22 protein-coding genes are annotated in these 19520 nt (G+C 62.2%); 14 read left to right on the forward strand and 8 right to left on the reverse strand.

Features of this window, described 5'->3' with window-relative positions:
- Positions 1 to 111 precede the first annotated feature (111 nt).
- From HMPREF9697_RS17655 to HMPREF9697_RS17685, 7 genes are all read left to right on the forward strand, one after another.
- The gene (locus HMPREF9697_RS17655) at positions 112 to 987 is read left to right on the forward strand and encodes a branched-chain amino acid ABC transporter permease (protein WP_002718608.1); all 876 of its coding nucleotides are present in this window, start codon (positions 112 to 114) and stop codon (positions 985 to 987) included.
- Positions 984 to 2783, forward strand: coding sequence for a branched-chain amino acid ABC transporter ATP-binding protein/permease (locus HMPREF9697_RS17660; RefSeq protein WP_002718609.1), 1800 nt, complete (start codon positions 984 to 986; stop codon positions 2781 to 2783). Before HMPREF9697_RS17655 ends, HMPREF9697_RS17660 begins: the two co-directional genes overlap by 4 nt.
- Before the next feature lie 2 nt (positions 2784 to 2785).
- Complete coding sequence (locus tag HMPREF9697_RS17665; RefSeq protein ID WP_002718610.1) at positions 2786 to 3538, forward strand: ABC transporter ATP-binding protein; 753 nt, start codon at positions 2786 to 2788, stop codon at positions 3536 to 3538.
- 17 nt (positions 3539 to 3555) lie between these two features.
- A complete protein-coding gene (locus tag HMPREF9697_RS17670) occupies positions 3556 to 4254 on the forward strand; it encodes a cyclase family protein (protein WP_002718611.1) in 699 nt (232 codons plus the stop codon).
- A 114-nt stretch (positions 4255 to 4368) separates the two neighbouring features.
- Complete coding sequence (locus tag HMPREF9697_RS17675) at positions 4369 to 5787, forward strand: amidase (RefSeq protein WP_002718612.1); 1419 nt, start codon at positions 4369 to 4371, stop codon at positions 5785 to 5787.
- A 320-nt stretch (positions 5788 to 6107) separates the two neighbouring features.
- Positions 6108 to 6539 (forward strand): CBS domain-containing protein, encoded by a 432-nt coding sequence (locus tag HMPREF9697_RS17680; RefSeq protein ID WP_002718613.1) that lies wholly within the window; start codon positions 6108 to 6110, stop codon positions 6537 to 6539.
- A gap of 82 nt (positions 6540 to 6621) precedes the next feature.
- Entirely contained in the window at positions 6622 to 6822 is a 201-nt protein-coding gene (locus tag HMPREF9697_RS17685; RefSeq protein WP_002718614.1) for a hypothetical protein, read from the forward strand.
- A 62-nt stretch (positions 6823 to 6884) separates the two neighbouring features.
- Here HMPREF9697_RS17685 and HMPREF9697_RS17690 read toward each other — a convergent pair whose 3' ends face one another.
- From HMPREF9697_RS17690 to HMPREF9697_RS17700, 3 genes are read right to left on the reverse strand one after another with little or no spacing between them, the layout of a single operon-like run.
- Positions 6885 to 7907 carry an ABC transporter substrate-binding protein gene (locus HMPREF9697_RS17690; RefSeq protein ID WP_347329797.1) on the reverse strand — a complete coding sequence of 341 codons (1023 nt, stop codon included), beginning with the start codon at positions 7905 to 7907 and terminating at the stop codon, positions 6885 to 6887.
- 28 nt (positions 7908 to 7935) lie between these two features.
- Positions 7936 to 8835, reverse strand: a complete 900-nt coding sequence (locus tag HMPREF9697_RS17695; protein ID WP_002718616.1) for an NAD(P)-dependent oxidoreductase — start codon at positions 8833 to 8835, stop codon at positions 7936 to 7938.
- 17 nt (positions 8836 to 8852) lie between these two features.
- Positions 8853 to 9266 carry a carboxymuconolactone decarboxylase family protein gene (locus HMPREF9697_RS17700; protein WP_002718617.1) on the reverse strand — a complete coding sequence of 138 codons (414 nt, stop codon included), beginning with the start codon at positions 9264 to 9266 and terminating at the stop codon, positions 8853 to 8855.
- 135 nt (positions 9267 to 9401) lie between these two features.
- On the opposite strand from HMPREF9697_RS17700, the gene HMPREF9697_RS17705 reads away from it, so the two are divergent.
- The 3 genes from HMPREF9697_RS17705 (at position 9402) to HMPREF9697_RS17715 (ending at position 12240) form a co-directional block, all read left to right on the forward strand.
- Positions 9402 to 10151 (forward strand): GntR family transcriptional regulator, encoded by a 750-nt coding sequence (locus tag HMPREF9697_RS17705; RefSeq protein WP_169333036.1) that lies wholly within the window; start codon positions 9402 to 9404, stop codon positions 10149 to 10151.
- Between the two features lie 106 nt (positions 10152 to 10257).
- A complete protein-coding gene (locus HMPREF9697_RS17710) occupies positions 10258 to 11169 on the forward strand; it encodes a ketopantoate reductase family protein (protein ID WP_002718619.1) in 912 nt (303 codons plus the stop codon).
- A gap of 57 nt (positions 11170 to 11226) precedes the next feature.
- Positions 11227 to 12240 (forward strand): LLM class flavin-dependent oxidoreductase, encoded by a 1014-nt coding sequence (locus HMPREF9697_RS17715; protein ID WP_040308014.1) that lies wholly within the window; start codon positions 11227 to 11229, stop codon positions 12238 to 12240.
- Between the two features lie 10 nt (positions 12241 to 12250).
- Here the strand turns inward: HMPREF9697_RS17715 and HMPREF9697_RS17720 are convergent, their stop codons facing one another.
- Complete coding sequence (locus HMPREF9697_RS17720; RefSeq protein ID WP_002718621.1) at positions 12251 to 13087, reverse strand: alpha/beta hydrolase; 837 nt, start codon at positions 13085 to 13087, stop codon at positions 12251 to 12253.
- A 106-nt stretch (positions 13088 to 13193) separates the two neighbouring features.
- Between HMPREF9697_RS17720 and HMPREF9697_RS17725 the strand changes: the two genes are divergently transcribed.
- The 3 genes from HMPREF9697_RS17725 to HMPREF9697_RS17735 all read left to right on the forward strand — a co-directional run bounded on the left by HMPREF9697_RS17725 (position 13194) and on the right by HMPREF9697_RS17735 (position 15149).
- Positions 13194 to 13952 carry an N-acetylmuramoyl-L-alanine amidase gene (locus HMPREF9697_RS17725; protein ID WP_002718622.1) on the forward strand — a complete coding sequence of 253 codons (759 nt, stop codon included), beginning with the start codon at positions 13194 to 13196 and terminating at the stop codon, positions 13950 to 13952.
- A 58-nt stretch (positions 13953 to 14010) separates the two neighbouring features.
- Positions 14011 to 14787 (forward strand): hypothetical protein, encoded by a 777-nt coding sequence (locus HMPREF9697_RS17730; protein ID WP_002718623.1) that lies wholly within the window; start codon positions 14011 to 14013, stop codon positions 14785 to 14787.
- Between the two features lie 122 nt (positions 14788 to 14909).
- A complete protein-coding gene (locus HMPREF9697_RS17735; RefSeq protein WP_002718624.1) occupies positions 14910 to 15149 on the forward strand; it encodes a hypothetical protein in 240 nt (79 codons plus the stop codon).
- A gap of 173 nt (positions 15150 to 15322) precedes the next feature.
- On the opposite strand, the gene HMPREF9697_RS17740 is transcribed toward HMPREF9697_RS17735, so the two are convergent.
- The 4 genes from HMPREF9697_RS17740 to HMPREF9697_RS17755 form a co-directional block, all read right to left on the reverse strand.
- The gene (locus tag HMPREF9697_RS17740) at positions 15323 to 15523 is read right to left on the reverse strand and encodes a cold-shock protein (RefSeq protein WP_002718625.1); all 201 of its coding nucleotides are present in this window, start codon (positions 15521 to 15523) and stop codon (positions 15323 to 15325) included.
- A 212-nt stretch (positions 15524 to 15735) separates the two neighbouring features.
- A complete protein-coding gene (locus tag HMPREF9697_RS17745) occupies positions 15736 to 15975 on the reverse strand; it encodes a hypothetical protein (protein WP_002718626.1) in 240 nt (79 codons plus the stop codon).
- 67 nt (positions 15976 to 16042) lie between these two features.
- Positions 16043 to 17113 (reverse strand): YcjF family protein, encoded by a 1071-nt coding sequence (locus tag HMPREF9697_RS17750; protein WP_002718627.1) that lies wholly within the window; start codon positions 17111 to 17113, stop codon positions 16043 to 16045.
- Positions 17110 to 18573: a YcjX family GTP-binding protein gene (locus tag HMPREF9697_RS17755; RefSeq protein ID WP_002718628.1), complete on the reverse strand. Its 1464-nt coding sequence runs from the start codon at positions 18571 to 18573 to the stop codon at positions 17110 to 17112. Before HMPREF9697_RS17755 ends, HMPREF9697_RS17750 begins: the two co-directional genes overlap by 4 nt.
- Positions 18574 to 18748: 175 nt before the next feature.
- Between HMPREF9697_RS17755 and trhA the strand changes: the two genes are divergently transcribed.
- Complete coding sequence (trhA, locus tag HMPREF9697_RS17760; protein ID WP_040308016.1) at positions 18749 to 19450, forward strand: PAQR family membrane homeostasis protein TrhA; 702 nt, start codon at positions 18749 to 18751, stop codon at positions 19448 to 19450.
- Positions 19451 to 19520 lie beyond the last annotated feature (70 nt).

Genomic DNA, 19520 nt, shown 5'->3' on the forward strand with positions numbered 1-19520 from the left:
TCCATTCACCTCGGTCGTCCGCAACCTTGCGGGCGACCTCCTCCCACACTCCGGACGTCGCGAGCGCCTGCGCGCCTCGCGATCGGGGCCGGTGTGCGCATGGCGGATCAAATGCAATCGATTATCCAGTACGTTCTGTCGGGACTTGCGATCGGGGGGTGCTACGCCCTCGTCGCGCTCGGCTTCCACATCATGTGGTCCACGGCGAAGGCCGTGAACTTCGCCCATGGCGACACCCTCATGCTCGGCGCGGTGCTGACGATCATGGCGCTCGACCAGGGCGTTCCGCTTCCGCTGGCAATTCTCGGCGCCATTGTCGCCTCGTGCGTGTTCGGCGTTCTGCTCGAGCGGTTCGCCGTGCGGCCCTTCGCGAAGACCACCAGCTCGATCGGCTGGATGCTCACCACGATCGCAATCGGCATCATGCTTCAGGCGTTGGTGACGATGGAGTTCGGTGGGTTCTCGCGCGCACTGCCTTCGCCGGGCGTGGAGAAGGCGATCTCGGTGATGGGTGCCGGCGTTTATCCGCAGGAACTGCTGATCCCGGTCTTCGCACTGCTGGCGATGCTCGGCCTTGGCTGGATGCAGCGGCATACGTTGATCGGCCGCGCCATGCAGGCTGTGTCGTTTGATCGCAACGCCGCCTCGCTGATGGGCATCAACGTCAACTGGATGTTCGGATTCTCCTTCGGTCTTGCCGCCGCGCTCGGCGGTGCGGCCGGTATTCTGATCGCGCCGATCACGCAGGCCTCCGCGTCGATGGGCCTGACTCTCGGCCTCAAGGGCTTTGCTGTCGCCATCATCGGCGGCATCACCAGCGCGCCCGGCGTTGTCATCGCCGGTCTCGGCTTCGGCATCGTCGAGAAGTTCGTCGAGGGCTACATCTCCACAGCTGCACGCGAGATTGTCGGCTTCGGTCTCACCATCCTGGTTCTCCTCGTCTTCCCGCAAGGGTTGTTCGGCAAGCGCGAGGTGTTCAAGGTATGACCCAGCGTCTTCTCACGCCTCTTGCCTTCGTCGCTCTGGCGATTTTCCTCGTCGCGCTGCCGTTCACGGCGGAGAACGAGTACTCGCTGCGGCTGTTCATGCTGTTCACGATCTACGCGATCGTGGCGCTCGGCCTCAACGTGCTGGTCGGTCTTGCGGGTCTGATCTCGCTCGGTCAGGCAGGATTGTTCGCGCTCGGCGCCTATACCGGCGCAATTCTCGCAGTCCGCCTTGGCTGGGATTTCATCTTCGCGGCGATGGCCGGCACTGTGGTCGCCGGCGCGTTCGGCGCGCTGCTCGCGTACCCCACGGTGCGGGTGCGCGGCGTCTATCTGGCCGTCATCACCATCGCCTTCGGCCTGATCGTCGAGAATGTCATCATTGAGTGGGATCATCTCACCGGCGGCACCACCGGCATCAGCAGCATTCCCAAGCCGGCGCTGTTCGGCTGGCCACTCGATGGCTTCCGCTACTATGCCGTGCTCGCCGCGCTTCTGTTCCTTGTCGTGGTCGTCACCCACAACATCAAGCAGTCGCGCTACGGCCGCGCCATGCTGGCGGTGTCGCAGAGCGAGACCGCGGCGCGCGGTGTCGGCCTCAACGCCACCGGTGTGCGCACGCTGGCCTTCGTCATCGCCGCGTCGACGGCGGGATTGGGTGGCGTGCTCTATGCGTACCTCAACCTTTACATCTCGCCCGACAGCTTCACCTTCAACGACTCCATCCGCTTCCTGCTGATGGTCGTACTGGGTGGGGCAGGGACCACGGTCGGCGCGCTGATCGGCGCGTTGATCTTGACCTATCTGCCGGAATACCTGCAGCAACTGCAGTACTGGCAGCAGTTCGCCTACGGTCTGTTGCTGGCACTTGTGATGTTCGTGCTACCGCATGGCATTTTCGGCACGCTCTCGCATTTTGCGGCGCGCTTCTTCAAGCGCAGATCTGCCTTCTCGCAGGTGGCGGACGGCGAGATCGAGAAGGTGATGAAGGACGCCAAGGCGGGATGGGCGCCTGCACCTTTCTCGGCGGAGGGGCTCACCATCCGTTTCGGCGGCCTCACCGCACTCAACAAGGCGTCAATGCAGGTAGCGCCGGGAGAAATCCATGCGCTGATCGGCCCGAACGGTGCCGGCAAGTCGACCATGGTCAACATTATCACCGGCTTTTACCGGCCGAACGAGGGCACCGTCACGCTCGACGGCACCAACTTCGCCGGCTCGCCGCCGCACACCGTGGCCCGCAGTGGCGTGGCGCGCACCTTCCAGAACACCGAACTGTTTGGTGACCTCACGGTGCTGGAGAACGTCATGGTCGGTTACCAGAAGCGGCTCTCTTACGGGCTGTTCGCGGCGGCCTTCCGCACCGGACGCTTCCACAAGGAGGAAGCCGAATGCCGTCATGCGGCCGAAGCGCTGCTGGCCTTTGTAGGCCTCACCGACTTCGCCAATGAACAGGCGCGTTTCCTGCCGTTCGGCATGCAGCGTCGCCTCGAGATCGCCCGTGCGCTCGCGACCGCGCCGCGCCTCCTGCTGCTCGATGAACCGGCTGCCGGCCTCACGACGCAGGAAATCGACGAGCTCGATCGCATGATCCGTCGCACCGCAGCGCTCGGCATCTCGGTGCTGCTGATCGAACATCATGTCGATCTCATTATGTCGGTAGCCGATCGCGTGACCGTGCTCGATTACGGCGTCGTCATCGCCAGCGACAAACCCGGCATCATTCAGAACGACCCGCGTGTGATCGAGGCCTATTTCGGTGTCGCTCCAGCGGTCAAAGTGGCGGAGGGAGCCTGACCATGAGCACAAGCGCAAACGACGTGCTGCTTGAGGTTCGCGGTCTCGAAATCCAGTACGGCGCCGCGATCGCCGTGCGGGGTGTCGATCTGGTCGTGCGCCGCGGCGAGTTCGTCTCCATCATCGGCAATAACGGTGCCGGCAAGACCTCGATTCTGCGTGGTGTCAGCGGCCTTGTGCGGCCGCGCGCGGGCAGCGTTCTGTTCAAGGGCGAGGAGACTGCGAATTTCCCAGCGCATCGCAAGGTCAGCCGTGGTCTGGCGATGGTGCCGGAAGGCCGCCTGATCTTCGCGGACCAGACCGTGGAGGACAATCTGATCCTCGGCGCCTATGGCCGCTGGAAGGCCGAGCGCGACGCGGTGCTGCGTGATTTCGAGAATATCTTCGAGCTCTTCCCACGGCTCAAGGAACGACTTCAGCAGCGCGCCGGCAGCCTGTCCGGCGGCGAGCAGCAGATGCTCGCGGTGGCGCGCGGTCTCGTGTCCAAGCCCGATCTTCTGATGATCGACGAGATGTCGCTCGGCCTCGCGCCGAAAATCGTCGAGCAGATGATGGGCATCCTGCGCGATCTCAACTCAGCGGGACAGACCATCCTGCTGGTGGAGCAGCTGGCAGCGCAGGCGCTTGCGATCTCGCATCGCGCCTATGTCGTCGGTCATGGAAAAATCGAACTTGAAGGGCGTGCGGACGAACTGGCGGGCTCACCGGCGGTGATGGAAGCATTTCTCGGAAAGAAACATCAACCGGTCCAATAAGCCGAAGGAGAAAGTGAATGAGTAAACGTATCGTCGATCTTAGCCTGCTCATCGAAGACAATATGCCGGCGCACAAGCTGTTCCAGCGCCCGGTGATCACGACCCACATGTCTCACGAGTCGGCGAAGGCGTTCAATCTCGGCGTGCCGGGCGATGCGATGACCTTCCAGACCAACTTCATTGCGATGCTCGACCACGTTGGCACGCACGTCGATGCGTTTCGCCATGTCAATCCGGAAGGCAAGCCGGTGGACGAGATGCCGCTCGAGATGTTCATGGGCAAGGCGGTCACGTTCGACCTGCGTCATGTCGGCGACCTCGAGGACATCACCGCCGAGCACATGGCCGAGGCGGAGAAGAAGTCGGGCGTGAAGGTGGATGGCCACATCGTGTTGCTGTGCACCGGCTTTCACAAGCGTAACTACCCGCAGCTCGAGTCGGTGTTCAAGAATCCGCAGCTCACCGTCGAGGCCACCAAGTGGCTGCACGAGCGCGGCTCGAAGATGCATGGCGTTGAAGGTCCGTCGACCGATCGTCCGTCGGACAACATCTTCTCCCAGCATCGCCTGTGCCGTGATCTCGGCATGAGCCACTGGGAGTGGCTGGTCAATCTCGAGGAGCTGATCGGCAAGGGTGAAGTGCAGTTCTTCGGCGTTCCGCTGAAGTTCAAGGGCGGCTCGGGCTCGCCTGTGCGCGCTTTCGCCATCGTTGGCTAATCAACAAACGGAGCGGTGATGCGGCAAAACATCACCGCTTCAACAACGACGTCATAGCCTGGGGCGGCGAAGATCGCCGCCCCATTTTTTCATGATTGTTGTCGGAGACGATTGATGTCGGCCAAATTCGACGCCCTGTCCGCCGTGAAGCTGAAGCGCCTGATCGCCTGCAAGGAGGTCTCGCCGGTCGAAGTCACGCTGCGCGCATTGGAGGCCGCGCAGGCGACGCAATCGAGTCTCAATGCCTTCAGTACGTTGATGCCCGAGGCTGCGCTTGCCGCGGCGGTGGCGGCTGAGGACGCGGTGATGCGCGGCCAGCCGCTCGGCTTCCTCCACGGCATTCCGGTCAGCGTCAAGGATCTCATCGCCGTGGGCGGCGTAACTTATGCGTCCGGGTCGAAAGCGATGGCCAACAACATTGCCGCAGCAGACGCTCCGGCAGTGGAGCGTTTGCGGCAAGCTGGTGCAATCATCATCGGCAAGACGACGACGAGCGAGTTCGGCTGCAAGCCGGTCGGCGACAATCTGCTCACCGGCATCACGCGCAATCCGTGGAATCAGGGCAAGACGCCCGGCGGTTCGAGCGCCGGTGCGGCTGCGTCGATCGCGGCCGGCGTCACGCCGTTCGGCCTCGGCACCGATGGCGGCGGTTCGATTCGCATCCCGTGCAGCTTCTCCGGCCTTGCCGGCATCAAGGGGCATTTCGGCCGCGTGCCGATCTGGCCTGCCTCGGCCACGCCGACGCTCGCGCATGTCGGGCCGATGGCGCGCTCGATGCAGGATGCGGCGCTGCTGTTCTCCGCCATCGCGGGTTACGACACGCGCGATCCGTTCAGCGTCGCCGGCCCGGTGCCCGACCTGCTCGGCGCGACGCAAGCTTCCGTGAAGGGGATGCGTATCGCCTACAGCCCGACCTTCGGTTACGCCAGGCCGACGCCTGAAGTTCTCGAGGTGGTGGAGCGTGCGGTGCGCACGCTGGAGGATCTTGGCTGCGAGGTCGAGCAAGTCGACCGGCTGTTCGCAAAGGACCCGATGGATCTGTGGACAGCGGAATTCTACGCCGGCGTCGGCATCAAACTGCGGGATTTTGTCGAGAACAAGCGCGACATGCTCGATCCCGCGGTCGCCGACGTACTGGAAGGCGCGTTGTCGCAGGATATGCGTAGCTACTACACCAAGGTGTTCGAGCGCTATGCGTTCCGCGACGAGGTCCGTACGCTGTTCGAGACCTACGATGCCGTGGTCTCTCCGGTATTGCCGGTCTCCTCGCTCGATGTCGGCGTGAATATTCCGACGCATCTGTCCGACCGCAATCTGGTGTCGTGGGTCTACTACACCTATCCGTTCAATCTCACCGGCCAGCCGGCAGGTTCGGTTTGCGCGGGCATCGCAGCGGATGGCATGCCGGTCGGCCTGCACATCGTCGGTCGGGCGCTGGGCGAATATGACGTGGTTCGTCTGGGCGCGGCCTATGAGCGATCCCAGCCTCCGGGCTACAACCTCTGCCCGGCGCTGAGGAGCGTTCTCGGCTGAGCGTGTTTCGGGCCGGCGCCGAAACAGGCGGCGACTGAAATCATCAAATATCGGTGCCCAGGAAACATCCGTCCGAATTAGCATTCGGGCGGATGTTGAGCGCCATTTCCGCTCGCCTGCCTCTATCGAGGCCCGCCCGAGGGCAGTCCCGCAGGCAGCCTCCGGCGCTTGTTCCGCTGCCAGTCGGAATTTTCAGGTTTCATCGGAACGCAATCGTGGCCGCGCGTCTTTAAGATAAAGGGAGAGAGACCCGACAACGCTGAAGGCGGCCACACCGCCTGATCCGCCGCGTTCGCGGGCTCCAAGCCAGGGAGGCTGCAATGCAGGTCAGGGATTTGATGTCGGAAGAAGTTTGCATCACGAGTCCCAACGACACGATTCAACAGGCGGCGACGCTGATGCTGGGACTGGACGTCGGCATGCTCCCGGTCGCGGAGAACGACCGACTGATCGGAATGATCTCAGACCGCGATATCGCCGTGCGGGCGGTGGCGCATGGCCGAGATTTCACGACGCCGGTTCGGGACGTGATGACGGAAGACGTCAGGTATTGCTTCGATCATCAGGATGCCGACGACGTCGCCCGCAACATGGCCTCCATTCAGGTGCGGCGGCTTCCGGTCGTGAACGACCAGAAGCGGCTCGTGGGCATTTTGTCGCTCAGTGACATCGCGAACTTCGCTGACGGAGACGGATCGCTCGCGCCGACATTGCGTGGAATTTCGAGGCCGGGTGGCGAACACCATCAGTAATGCGTGAAAACTGTTCATCGTGAATGCAGCGCCGAGGCGCAAAGCGCCAGTCGAGGAGCTGCATATATTTCAGGGGTTCGCAATGCTTGACGATCATGAAACGGAGCGCATGCTCGGTAAGGCCGTGCTGCAATGCTGGGGAAGGCTGCCTCACGATGTGCAGGAAATGATTTTCGAGGGGGCGGTTGATGGCGGCCCGAACAGGGCACGAAGCGATCTCGCCCTGCGTTTGCACGAGGTCCATCCCCGGACCGAACATAACTCGGCGTCGAAGCGGATTTGAGGGCGCCGCCGCTTGGACGTTGTGCGATTTGAATACGCGCAGCCTGCGCAATTTCAAAATATCTAATTGCCATCGGCAATAGACGGGTCATCGAAGAAGATGTCCGTGATGCTTGTCGCCTTCGTCTTGATTGATCCGGCCTTGTTCATGAATTGAAGAATGGACAGGAAGCCGCGCGGGGTGGTTGTCCATTGATTTTTCGGATCGCGGATGATTTTTTCGGCATCAACCACTGACATTTTCGAGTTTTCGGCTTTGACCCAGAGCGCGGCGATGCCAGCCGGGTCGGCCTTGATCATCTCCTCGCTTTCCCGAACCGCAGCGACAACTGCCTTTGTCACCTTTGGATTGGCCTGCACAAACTTCGATGTGGCCCAGAGGATGTTATTAGTGTGTTCGCCGCCAACCACGTCGTAGCTGTTCAGAACCATATGGGTCCGCTTGTCTTTCAGCTCGAGAGTTTGAAAGGGCTCGGTTCCGAAATGTGCATTGATCTCCGTATGCCCGCTTAACATCGCGGCCATCGCATCGGGATGGCCCATTGAGACGGTGAACGGGTCGAGCTTGCTCTGTTGGCCGGGACCGAACTGCTTTTCGGTAGCCATCTGGAGGACAACAGCCTGAATCGAAGTCTTGATGGCCGGGAGCGCGATTTTATCCGACGGTGAGAAGTCGGCTATGGTTTTGATCTTCGGGTTTATTGTGACCAGATAATACGGCATCAGGTTCAATCCGACGACGCCCTTCACCTTCAGATTGTTCTGCGTTTTATCCCAGATCGTAAGCAGCGGTGGAATTCCGCCCGCCGCGAAGTCGAGATTTCCAGCCAGCAGCGCCTCGTTCATTCCCGAGCCGGCACTGAAACGCAGCCATTCTGTCTTGACGTCGAGACCTTCCTGCTTGGCGTGCTTCTCGATGAGCTTGCGCTCCTCCATCACGGTGAGTGTCAGATAGGAAATCCCGAATTGCTTGGCGATCCTGACTGTCGAAGTCTCGGCCGGCGCTGTCGTCGAAAACGTGGAGACGGTCAGAAGAGTCAATAAACCAGCAATTTGCCGACGCATCATTTTTCCTCCAAAGGTCATGCTGGCCACTTCGATGCGGCTCTTTTGGTCACTTTCTTCGTTCGATCATGACGCCAGCGGGTTCCTCGATCATTTTGACAATGACGGTGTGGTCGCTGTCTGGGCCAAAGCGTTCGTTGGATTTTTTCCAGGTCGAGGCCACCGCCTTCGACACTTCGAGCTCAAGGCCCATCCGTTCGATCTCTTCGAGGCACAGCTTCACGTCCTTGAACATTAGGCCGGTCGCGAAGCCATGATCGAAGGTGCGGTTCAGGACGGCACGTGGAAACTTGTCTTGCGTCGCGTTGTTGCGCCCACTCGAGGCATTGATGACGTCGACCATGATCGACGGATCGATCCCCGCCTTGACACCTGCGGTGATCGCCTCGGCCGCGATCGCCATTGATGTGGCGGCCATCAGGTTGTTGCAGAGCTTCATCATCTGGGCGGCACCGGGCGCCTCGCCGATGAAGGTCGGCTTGCCGAAATGGACGAGTAGGGGCTCGACCTCTTCGAAGGTCTTTCGTGGACCGGACACCATCAGGGCAAGCGTGCCGTCGATCGCCTTCGCGACACCGCCACTCACTGGGCAGTCGATGAACGTGACACCGGTACCCTCCAGTTCGCGGGCGATTTCGGAGGCAACCTTCGGACCGGTCGTCGAAAGGTCGACGATCGTTTTCATCGCCCCGCCGCCGCTTATCAGGCCGTGTTCTCCAAGGATAACGGACTTGACGGTGTCCGGCATCGGCAGGCTGACGAAAACCGTCGAAGCCTGCTGAGCTAATTGTTGCAGTGAAGCGGCCTGCGTTGCGCCAGCGTGCAGCAGATCGGTCAAGGCGTCCTGCCGTGTGTCGTAAATGACGACGCTATAATTGGCCTTGAGTAAGCGGCGGGTGAGCGGATCGCCCATTTTGCCGAGGCCGACAAATCCAAGAACTTGTGTCATGGCAAGTCCGTGCAGCGTTAAACGCCGCGCTCCTTGAACACGTCAGAGGCGCGCTTGAAGGCGTCGAGCGATGCGGGGACGCCGCAATAGATTCCAACCTGAAGGAGGATTTCCTTGATCTCTTCCTTGCTGACGCCGTTCGTCAGAGCGCCCGCGATATGAAGGCTGAGCTCGGGACCCCGGTTCAGGGCGGCGAGCATCGCGAGATTGAGCATTGACCGGGTCTTTTTTGACAGGCCGGGCCGCGACCAGACGTAGCCCCAGCAATACTCTGTCGTGAGATCCTGGAAGGCCATCATGAACTCGTCGGCTCCCGCGAGGACCTTGTCCACGGACGCCGCGCCTTGCACTTCCTTGCGAGTTTGCAGGCCTTTTTTGAAGAGTTCGCTCTTTTGGCTGAGATCGATTCCGTTGGCGCTGCTTGTGGTCATTGTGGGTTCCTTCTGCAACAATTCATATGACATATGTCATATATATGAATTTGAGTCGAGTCGAAAGCTGTGCGAATCTGTGCTCACTCGTCGATCAATCTTTGCGGGCGAAACGCCCCGTGCGAAATGTCATTCATGAAACGAGCCGCGACAAAGGTGCCGCAAGCACCGCCGATGCTTGAAAACCGTCCGCTCTATCTGCAGGCGCGGGACGCCTTGATGCGCCAGATCGCGGAAGGCACGTTGCAGCCGGGCGATTTCCTGCCGAGCGAGCAACAACTGGCGGCAACCCTTGGCATTTCAGTCGGCACGGTCCGGAAGGCGACCGAAGAACTCGTTGCGCAGGGCATTCTTGATCGGCAGCATGGCCGTGGCACCCAGATAGTGCCGCATACCAGCGATCGATCCCGGTTTCGGTTCTTCCGGTTCATTCATCCCGACGGACGGCAGGCGCGGCTGACAGCGCGGTTGCTGACGAGAAAAACGCAGAGCCCCAATCGGGAAGAACAGCACCGCCTCTCATTGAGCAAAAATGATCAAGTGATCGTTATTACACGAGCGCGCAGCGAAAACGGCGTGCCGCTGGTGTTCGAAAGGATTTGCATTCCAGCCAAACGCTTCGAAAGGCTCTCCGTCGAATCCGACCGCGACATGGTGGAAGAAATTTATGTTCTCTACCAGAAGCAGTGCGGTGAAATGGTTCGCAGTGCGACGGACGAAATCGAATATGATTTGGCGTCGAGTTCAGTCAGCAAGGAACTGAAGATCGCCGCTGGATCGCCCGTCTTGCTGGTGAAGCGTGTTGCAGTGTCGCTGGCCAACGAACCGCTCGAGTTTCGCCAGAGTTGGACTCAGGCGCTTCGGTACCGGTCGCATCTCGAATAGCGGCGCTCCGCATCCATCGACGACCACCCAGCCATGCGAAGGCGTAATATCGCCGGAGCGTGCGATCGGCTACATCATGGTCCGAAACTGGGAAAGGTGAGCGCGCATGAAGATCGCCGTCATGGGAGCCGGAGCTGTCGGATGTTTTTACGGCGGAATGCTGGCCCGGGGTGGGCATGAGGTCGTGCTGATCGGCCGGCCGGCGCATGTCGAGGCGATCGCCAAGCGCGGCGGGTTGCGGTTCGAGAGCGCTATCTTCGACGGCGTCATTCCCATCGGCGCAGACACCAAGGCATCTGCCGTTGCTGGCGCCGACGTCGTACTGTTCTGCGTGAAGTCCGCCGACACGGAGGAGGCAGGGCGCGAGATCGCGCCGTATCTCACGAACGAGGCCGTCGTCATCTCGCTGCAGAACGGCGTCGACAATGCCGAGCGTCTGTCAGCCGTCCTCAAGCGGACGGCGATACCCAGCGTCGTCTACGTCGCTGCCGGAATGGGCGGCCCTGGCCATATCCAGCACCACGGGCGCGGCGATCTGATCATTGGGCCATCGCCGCGCAGCGACGAGATCGCCAAAGCCTTCACGGAGGCGGCGATACCGACCGTCGTGTCCGGTGAGGTGCTGGCGCGGCTGTGGGACAAGCTCATCATCAATTGCGCCTACAACGCGCTGTCGGCGATTGCGCAACAGCCCTACGGACGCCTGTTCGAAGTGGAAGGGGCGAAAGAGGTGATGGATAGCGTCATCATCGAATGCATCGCGGTGGCGGCGGAGCTTGGCATCGCGGTCTCGCCCGACATCCGTGAAAAGACCCTCGCGCTCGTGAAGGTGATGCCGGATCAATATTCCTCCACCGCGCAGGATCTGGCGCGTGGCAAGCCGAGCGAGATCGATTTCCTCAACGGTCATGTCGTCCGCAAGGGAGCCGAATTCGGCGTCCCCACGCCCTCGAACCTTGCGCTTCAAGTTGCCGTGAAGCTGCGCGAACTGGAACACGCGGGCCGAGTGCCTAGATAAGGGGCGCGGCTCCCGCCGTACTCATTATGTCTGACAGGAGCGTGCCCCTTGCTTGAAATGGGACTGGATACGTTCGGCGATGTGACCGCCGATGCGTCCGGACAGATGCTGCCTCATGCGCAGGTGATCCGCGACGTGATCGAGGAGGCGGTGCTCGCAGACAGCCTCGGTATCGATTTCATTGGGCTTGGTGAGCATCATCGTGCCGACTTCGCGATCTCCGCCCCGGAAACGGTGCTGGCCGCGATCGCGGGGCGGACGAACCGCATCCGTCTCGGTACCGCCGTCACGGTCCTGTCCTCGGACGATCCGATCCGCGTTTTTCAGCGTTTTGCGACGCTCGATGCCGCCTCGAACGGGCGTGCCGAGGTCATTCTCGGCCGTGGTTCGTTCACCGAATCCTTTCCGCTGTTCGGTTTCGCGCTCGATCAATACGAGCGGCTGTTTCAGGAGAAGCTCGATCTGTTCGTCGAGGTGCTCAAGCAGGAGCCCGTCACCTGGGAAGGCTCGATCCGTCCGCCGCTCGCCAACCAGCGCGTCTTCCCGCCGGTCGAACACGGGCGGCTGAAAACATGGATCGGTGTTGGCGGCACGCCGGAATCGGTGGTGCGCGCGGCCTATTACCAGTTGCCGCTGATGCTTGCGATCATCGGTGGCGATCCGCAGCGCTTTGCGCCTTATGTCGATCTGTATCGTCGCACGCACGAGCAGCGCAAAACGCCGATGCAGCCGGTTGGCGTGCATTCGCCGGGCTATGTGGCGGCGACCGACGCGCAGGCGCGCGAGGAGTTCTGGCTACATTATAAAGGAATGCGCGACCGTATCGGCGCGGAACGCGGCTGGCCGCCGATGGAGAAGGCGGAGTTCGAGCGCGAGATCGCGCACGGCTCGCTCTATCTCGGCTCGCCGGAGACGGTGGCACGCAAGATTGCGGCGACGGTGAAGGCGCTCGGCGTGTCGCGCTTCGATCTAAAATACAGTGCGGGCACGCTGCCGCATGCAAAGCTGATGACCTGCATCGAACTCTATGGCCGCGAGGTGATGCCGCGCGTGCGTGAGCTGCTGGGGTGAGAGGCTGGGGTTACCGGCCGCACAAATTCACGAGTGTCTCTGTCAGCAGACCCTGCGGCTTCGCCAGTTCGTCGAGGATCGAATAATGATGGTGGCCCGGCAGCACATAGAGCTTGGCGTCGAGTCCCGCTGCCTGCGCGGTGCGGGCGTATTCATCCGATTGCCGCTGCAGTTCGGGCAGTTCGCTGCCGCCTGACATGATACGCGCTGGGGGCAGGCTCGCGCGCAGCCGATGCAGCGGGCTCAGATCGCGGATGTCGTCCGGCGTCAGTTGCAGCGGGTCGTTGAGATAATTCAGCGACAGCGGTTCGAGATCGAAGATGCCGCTGATCGGCATGGTGCCGCGTACCGCCGGATGGTCGGCCGTGATCGCAGTGAGATGACCGCCCGCCGACCAGCCGCCGACGTAGATTTTGCCGGGGTCATAACCGAGATTGGTCGCGCCCTGCAGATGCGTCAGGCCGCGGCGGATTTGCTCCACGATCTCGCCGAGGCGGACGTCCGGTGCAAGCGTGTAGCCCAGCGCCGCGAAATCGATGCCGCGCGCATTCGGCCCTTCGGCGAGAAACGAGAACAACTCGATCGCATTGCGCACCCAATAGCCGCCGTGGATGAAGACGAACAGCGGCGCACCGGAACGGCCGGAAGGGAAATAGTCAAAACGCTCGCGCTCGCGCGGACCATAGGCTTCGCCGAGCACGGCGTCGGAGCGGCGGCGCATGGTGGCGCTTCGCTGCGCCCAGCCGACGATCCATTGCGAACTGTCGGCGACGGCCTTGCCGTTGTTGTAGGCATCGTCGAGCTGGTCGCGCGTCATGCCGCGGTAGACGGTCTGCGAAGTATTCATTGCTGCCATCGGGAAAATTGTTCTGGAAGGAGAGAAACACTAGCAAAGCAGTCCGGCCCGGCCAACAGCCATTGACGCCGTATTGCTGCATCGGCTTGATGGCGCGATGTTGACAGCTGCTTCCGATTCGAGGCTTGCATCGCGCTTCGTCGCTTCGCCGAATTTCGACGAGCGCGGCGGCAGCGTGGTCGATATTCTCGTGCTGCATTACACCGGTATGCCGGAAGAGGAGGCCGCGTTGGCGCGGCTATGCGACCCGGCGGCGAAAGTCTCCTCTCATTATCTCGTCCGCGAGGGTGGCGAGATCGTGCAGCTTGTCGCGGAGGACAAACGTGCCTGGCATGCGGGCCAATCCCGCTGGCGGGAGTGGAGCGACCTCAACGCGCGCTCGATCGGCATCGAGATTGCCAATCCGGGACATGACGGCGGCTGTCCGGCGTTTCCGGACGTGCAGATCGATGCCGTGATCGCGTTGTGCCGTGACATCACGGCGCGCTGGCCCATTCCGCGCGATCGGGTGCTGGCGCATTCGGACATCGCCCCGCTGCGCAAGCAGGATCCCGGTGAGTGGTTTCCCTGGGACAGGCTCGCGGCGGAAGGCGTCGGCCTGTGGGTTACGCCCGCGCCACTCTCCGCCGACAGGTTCGAGCCGACCCCGCATGAGCTGGACGTATTCCTCAAAGCGCTCGTGGCTTACGGCTACGGAGTCACGCATTCGGATTCATGGGACACGAAGCAGGCCGTGGTTGCCGCCTTCCAGCGGCATTTCCGCCCGGCACGGGTTAGCGGGCGGGTGGACCATTCGAGCATCGAGACCTTGCGGCGGCTTTTGAGGGCGCGGCAGGCTCCGACGGAGAAGTCGTAACCATTCGTCAAGCAATTCATGGTTACCAAAGTATCTAACAGCTTTGGGATTAACGGCCATGAACGCGCAGGACGACAGTCACCATACCGGCAATTCGCAGGATCATGGCGGCGGCCAGTCGCTCGTCCCCGCCGCATCGGCACACACCGAGAGTGAAGACAGGGTCGAGAACAAGGCCCAGGATTCGTCCGAAGGACCCAAGGCTGAGTCTAAGAACATCACCCTGCAGCGGCTGCCCCCGCAGGGTTCCTGGGAGGATATCGTGTTCGGCGATGCGCCTCCCCAGCCGCAGACCCAGCGCCAGTTCTCTTCGATCGCCCTGATGATCGGGGTGGCCGCGTTCGTCGGCGTGATGAGCAGTGTGGGTACCACCTGGCTCTCGACCGGGCATTTCGGCAAGGACGACAAGGCACAGACTGCCGCGGTGGAGCGCAACCGCGCCATCGACAACGCCTTCGCGCAGGTCAATTCCGAGCTACAGTCATTGAAGTTGTCGGCTGAAAACGCCGCCAAAATCAATGCCAGCAAGATCGCCAAGTTCAACGAGGCAATCGAGAAGCTGAAAGCGGCGGACGCCACCGGCAGCATTCCGGCACCGGCGGCAACGCCCGCACCGGCACCGAAACCCGCACCGCAGATCGCACGGCTGCCGACCATCGATGGTTGGGTCGTGCGCGCCGTCGCCAATGGCGGTGCGCTGATCGAAGGCCGGGATGGTATTTTCGAGGTCTATGCCGGCGATCCGCTGCCGGGTGTGGGCCGCGTCGATGCGATCCGCCGGCAGGATGGCCGCTGGGTCGTGGTGACGAGCCGTGGGCTGATTGTCGCACGATAGGTTCCCGCCTGGCCGGGGAACAATCGGAAACCGAAAATCTCCGATAAAATTTGAGCCTTTGCTTGAACGCTACGGCATGATGTTGCTGGCATGGTGCGCCTCATCGACAATGAGGTACGTGCATGACGGGCGATATAAATTCTTCTCCGGACAACGTCGTTAAATTCTTTGCAGAGGAAGTGCGTGACGACGACGTCTGGCCCTCGCATGCGAACGACAATGCCTGTCCGTATTGCGGCGGAGTCTTAATGCCCGGCGACAAGGCGACCGATTGCTCAAGCTACAATCCGCGCATGCCGCGGATGACGCCGAACGCCTGGCGTGCGCTCGAAGATCGCCTGATGGGGCCGTGCTCGTATTGAGAGCCGATGCATCGTGGCGTTGCGCCGCGTGCAGGAAAAATAAAAAGGCCGATCGACCGGATGACGGTGGATGGCCTCGGGGACGTGCCCAGTCGGTTTGATTTAGTCTAACAACGATCTTGTGCCGAATTAAACGCGGACCGGAAGAGTCTTCTGGTTCGCGAGGGCCGGGATCAAACCTTCAGGTTTTCCGCCGACGTCTTGCCGCGATTGGCGACTTCCTCGAACTCGATCGACTGCCCTTCGTTCAGCGAGGTCAAGCCGGCCTTTTCAACCGCCGAGATGTGCACGAACACATCCTTGCCACCGCCTGCGGGCTGGATAAATCCGTAGCCCTTGGTGGGGTTGAACCACTTCACAGTCCCTTTAGCCATTCGTCACTCTCCAGAAAGATATTGTCGGCGCGCGGATGCGTGTCCAACGGCGCACACGATACGCAATTTATGCATGGGGTAAAGCGTCAAAGCCCGAATTCGGCGGCTGGTACCGCGCCGACGCCCTCGCAGCAGAGTGATATTGCAATGCGAAGAGACCGCCTTCCGGCCGGGGACAGGGCCGGAAAGCGGTCTCCCTGCCGTACGGACGATCAATAGCAGACGTTCACCGTCCGCCAGCGATAGCCGTAACGGGTCATGATGCGCTGGCGCCGCAGGCAGTCGTCATACACGGGGCCGCCGACGTAGACCGGGCCGACGCCGAGGCCGAAGCCATAACCGCCGTGCCAGCCGTGATGATGCCAGCCATGGGCGGATGCGGCGGTGGGTGCGAGGGCGGCAATGGTGAGGGCGGTCGCGGCGGCGAGTCCAAGAGCAAGTTTGCGGGTCATAGTCGTTCTCCGATGAAAGGGCCGGGCTGGCCCGATATCGGTTGGTTGCGCCACCCGGCGCGGTGGTTCATTCGCGTTCGAGGGAATCCAGATTTTTTTGCGCCTCGATCCGGGCGGCCGGATCGGCACGGCGCATCAAGTCCTTCACCAGATCGGAGAGCACGGGGCGGGGCAGCGCCGAGAACGGCAGCGGCCGTGTCACGTCTACGGCAGCGAGGCCGAGCCTCGCGGTGAGCAGTCCGTTCAAAATGCCTTCGCCGAGACGTGCTGACAATTTTGCCGCCACGCCGTGTCCGAGCACCTGCTGGATCAGACTGTCGCTCGCGGCCATGCCGCCGGTGACGGCGAGATGTGCGATGACATGTCGCATCAGCTTGAACATGCCGAGTGTGCCGGGTCGGCCGCCATAGAGGCGCGCGAGTTGCCGTACCAGCCGCAACGCGGCGGCGAACACGAACAGCATGTCGATCACTGCGCCGGGACTGACAGCGGTGACGATGGAGACGCGCGAGGCCGCGCTCGAGATCAGCCGTCGCGCCTCCTGATCGAGCGGCGCCATCAATGTGCGTTCGGCAAGCCGCAGCATGTCGGCGCCGTCGATGATGTCGGTAGCGTGACTCTGCATCACCGCGCGGGCGTGGGCGAGATGCGGATTGTCGTGTGCCACTTTAAGAAGATCGCGGACGATGACATCGCTCTGCGCGCGGTCGTCCGAGGTGAGCACGGCATCTGCGCGGGCATGCAACTGCTCGATGGTGTCGAGCCGGGAGAGCGCCAGCGCCTCACGCGCGACGATTACGACGAAGGCCAGCGCACACAGAACTGCGAGCGCAATGCCGGTGAAGCCCAGCGCCTCGCTGCGCGCGAACAGGTCTTCGATCAGATTGGCCGCACCGAGGCCTAGCCCGAGCACGACAAGGCCGCCGAGTGTGGTCCAGAACAGCCCGCCCCACGGAAAGCGCTTGCGGCGCGGATGGATGACCTCGACCGGCGCGGGCAGTGCCGGCGCATCGGGCTCCGGCGTGATGCGGATGCCGCCATGCGGCGGGCGTCCGCTTTCGCCCGCTTCCGCAACCGTGACGCGCGGATCGTCGAGCCGGAACGACGCCGGTTTGCGCGGATGACTGCGCTCATTCATTGCAGTTTGTCTCCGATCAGGAATTGCAACGCACGGTCGAGGCGGATGTGCGGCAGCGCGGGCTCGCCCTGCGTGGTGTCGAGTCGGGGCGGGCGGAAACGCAGGAAGCGGTAGTCGGCCTCGCCAGGGTGCGCGGAGCCGGAGCCCCTGAACGTCCCCTCGCTGAACAGGGCATCAGGTGACGCGGGAAGATCGCCAGGAAAAGTCGCGACCTCGGTCTCGCCGTCGAATGTTTCTTTGCCCGCGACTTCACCCTGCATCGGCGTGCCGACAATGGAGGGCAGCGTCTCGCCATGATGCTGCACGCTGGCCTCGCGGGTTGCACGCACGGCGGCGAGCGCCACCACGTCGGTTTTGGCGCCCGCGAATTCCGCGCGGGAGGCAGCACGCTCCACCATTCGCCGCAGGATCGCCTCCAGCCGGTCGTGGCTGGTACGATGCAGATGGTCGGCCTTGGTTGCCGCGAACAGGATGCGGTCGATGCGCGGGCGAAACATTATGCTGAGCAGCGTGCGCCGCCCGGTGTTGAAGCAATCGAGGATGCCTGCGAGCGCGCCTTCGAGATCGTGCAGCGCTTCAGGTCCGGCGTTGAACGCAGCGAGTGCGTCGACCAGCACGATCTGGCGGTCGAGCCGCGCGAAATGGTCGCGGAAGAACGGCCGCACCACGATGTCTTTGTAGGACTCATAGCGCCTGCGCATCATCGCCCACAGCGAGCCTGCTGGCGGTGTGCCGCCTGCGGGCAGATCGAGCGGTGCGAAGGTGAGGGCGGGCGAGTTGGCGAGCGCACCCGGCATCAAGAAGCGGCCAGGCGGCAGCAGGCTCATGGCGAACTGCTCGTGGCGGCAGGCGCGCAGGTAATCGGTGAAAAGCCTTGCTGCGACTTGCGCCACTGCTTCATTGCCCGGTGCGACCGGAGCGAGGCTTTCGAGATGCTCGTGCCACGGCTTGGCGAGCGCGTTGCGTGGGGCCTGCCGCGACAGCGCAAGGCTTTCCGCCGACCACTCCTCATAGCTTTTATGGAGCAGCGGCAGGTCGAGCAGCCATTCGCCGGGATAGTCCACGATATCGAGCGTCAGCGTGCGCATCGCGCCGTTTTCGCGCTGATAGTCGATGGCGAGCCGCAACTCGCTGATGTCGGTGGTCGATTGCGGCCACAGCCGATCCTCGATCAGGGTGCGCAGATGTGCCTCATAAGCGAAGCGCGGGATGCCGTCGTCCGGCTGCGGCTCCAGCCGCGCCCGTGCGATCCGCCCACTGGAGAGCGATTCGAACACCGGGAAGCGGCCCCCGCGCAGGAAGCCGTGCACCAGCGCGGTGATGAATACCGTCTTACCCGCGCGCGACAGGCCGGTGACGCCGAGGCGGACGGTCGGGTTGAGCAGGCTCTCGCTGTAGTCGAGCAGCGAGCGTGCCGACAGCCGCAGATCGTCGAAAATGTCAGATAGGCCGGGTGCCATAATTCGATCAAATGAGAGAGGAGGATAGCGTGAGTACCTCCAAAAAGCTGGCGATGATGGAACCCAAAATCAAGATTGCGTGGATCGCCCTGAATTGTGACCGCGTTGTCATGGGTTGGTAGGATTTTGTTGTGGGTCAAGGCGTACGGTTGGGTTGAAGCATAGTGGTTGCGTGATGTCGGTTTTCCGGTTGAAAGAATTGGTCGCTTTGCCCCCGCTGCCCGGCCGGGGTGCCATTCACTGGACCTACGATCGGGCCGAACTGATCGCCGACAGCATCGTGCACATTACCGGCGTCTCGCTTGGGCTCATCGCCTCGACCGCGCTGATCGTGCTCGCGGGCGTGTATGCCTCGACGCTCGACCTCGTCACCGTGTCGATATACGCGATCGGCCTCGTCGCCATGCTGTCTTTCTCGGCGGTCTATAATTTGTGGCCGGTCTCGCCCGCGAAATGGATTTTGCGGCGGTTTGATCATTCAGCGATCTATGTGCTGATCGCCGCGACCTATACGCCGCTGCTCGCGCAGATGAACGACCGCGCGCTGGCTTTTGCGCTGCTGGGCGGCGTGTGGTCCGTCGCGCTGCTCGGCATTGCGTTGAAGATCGCCTATCCCGGCCGGTTCGACCGCCTCGCCGTCGGCCTTTATCTGGCGCTCGGCTGGAGCGGCGTGGTGGCTTACGATTCTATTGCGGCTTCGCTCACTCACACAGCGCTGTGGCTGATCGCGATTGGCGGCGTGCTGTATTCGGCGGGCGTGATCTTCCACGCCTGGCAGCGCCTGCGCTTCCAGAATGCGATCTGGCATGGCTTCGTGCTGCTCGCGGCTGCCTGCCATTACAGCGCGGTACTCGATACGGTACTCGCGGGCGGCTAGCGTCGGACTTTCTCTCTATTCACCTGAAACGAAATTCAGGTGCGAACGTTGAACTTTTCAACGTCCCGGC

The sequence above is a fragment of the Afipia felis ATCC 53690 genome, from assembly GCF_000314735.2.
GTDB classification, from domain to species: domain Bacteria; phylum Pseudomonadota; class Alphaproteobacteria; order Rhizobiales; family Xanthobacteraceae; genus Afipia; species Afipia felis.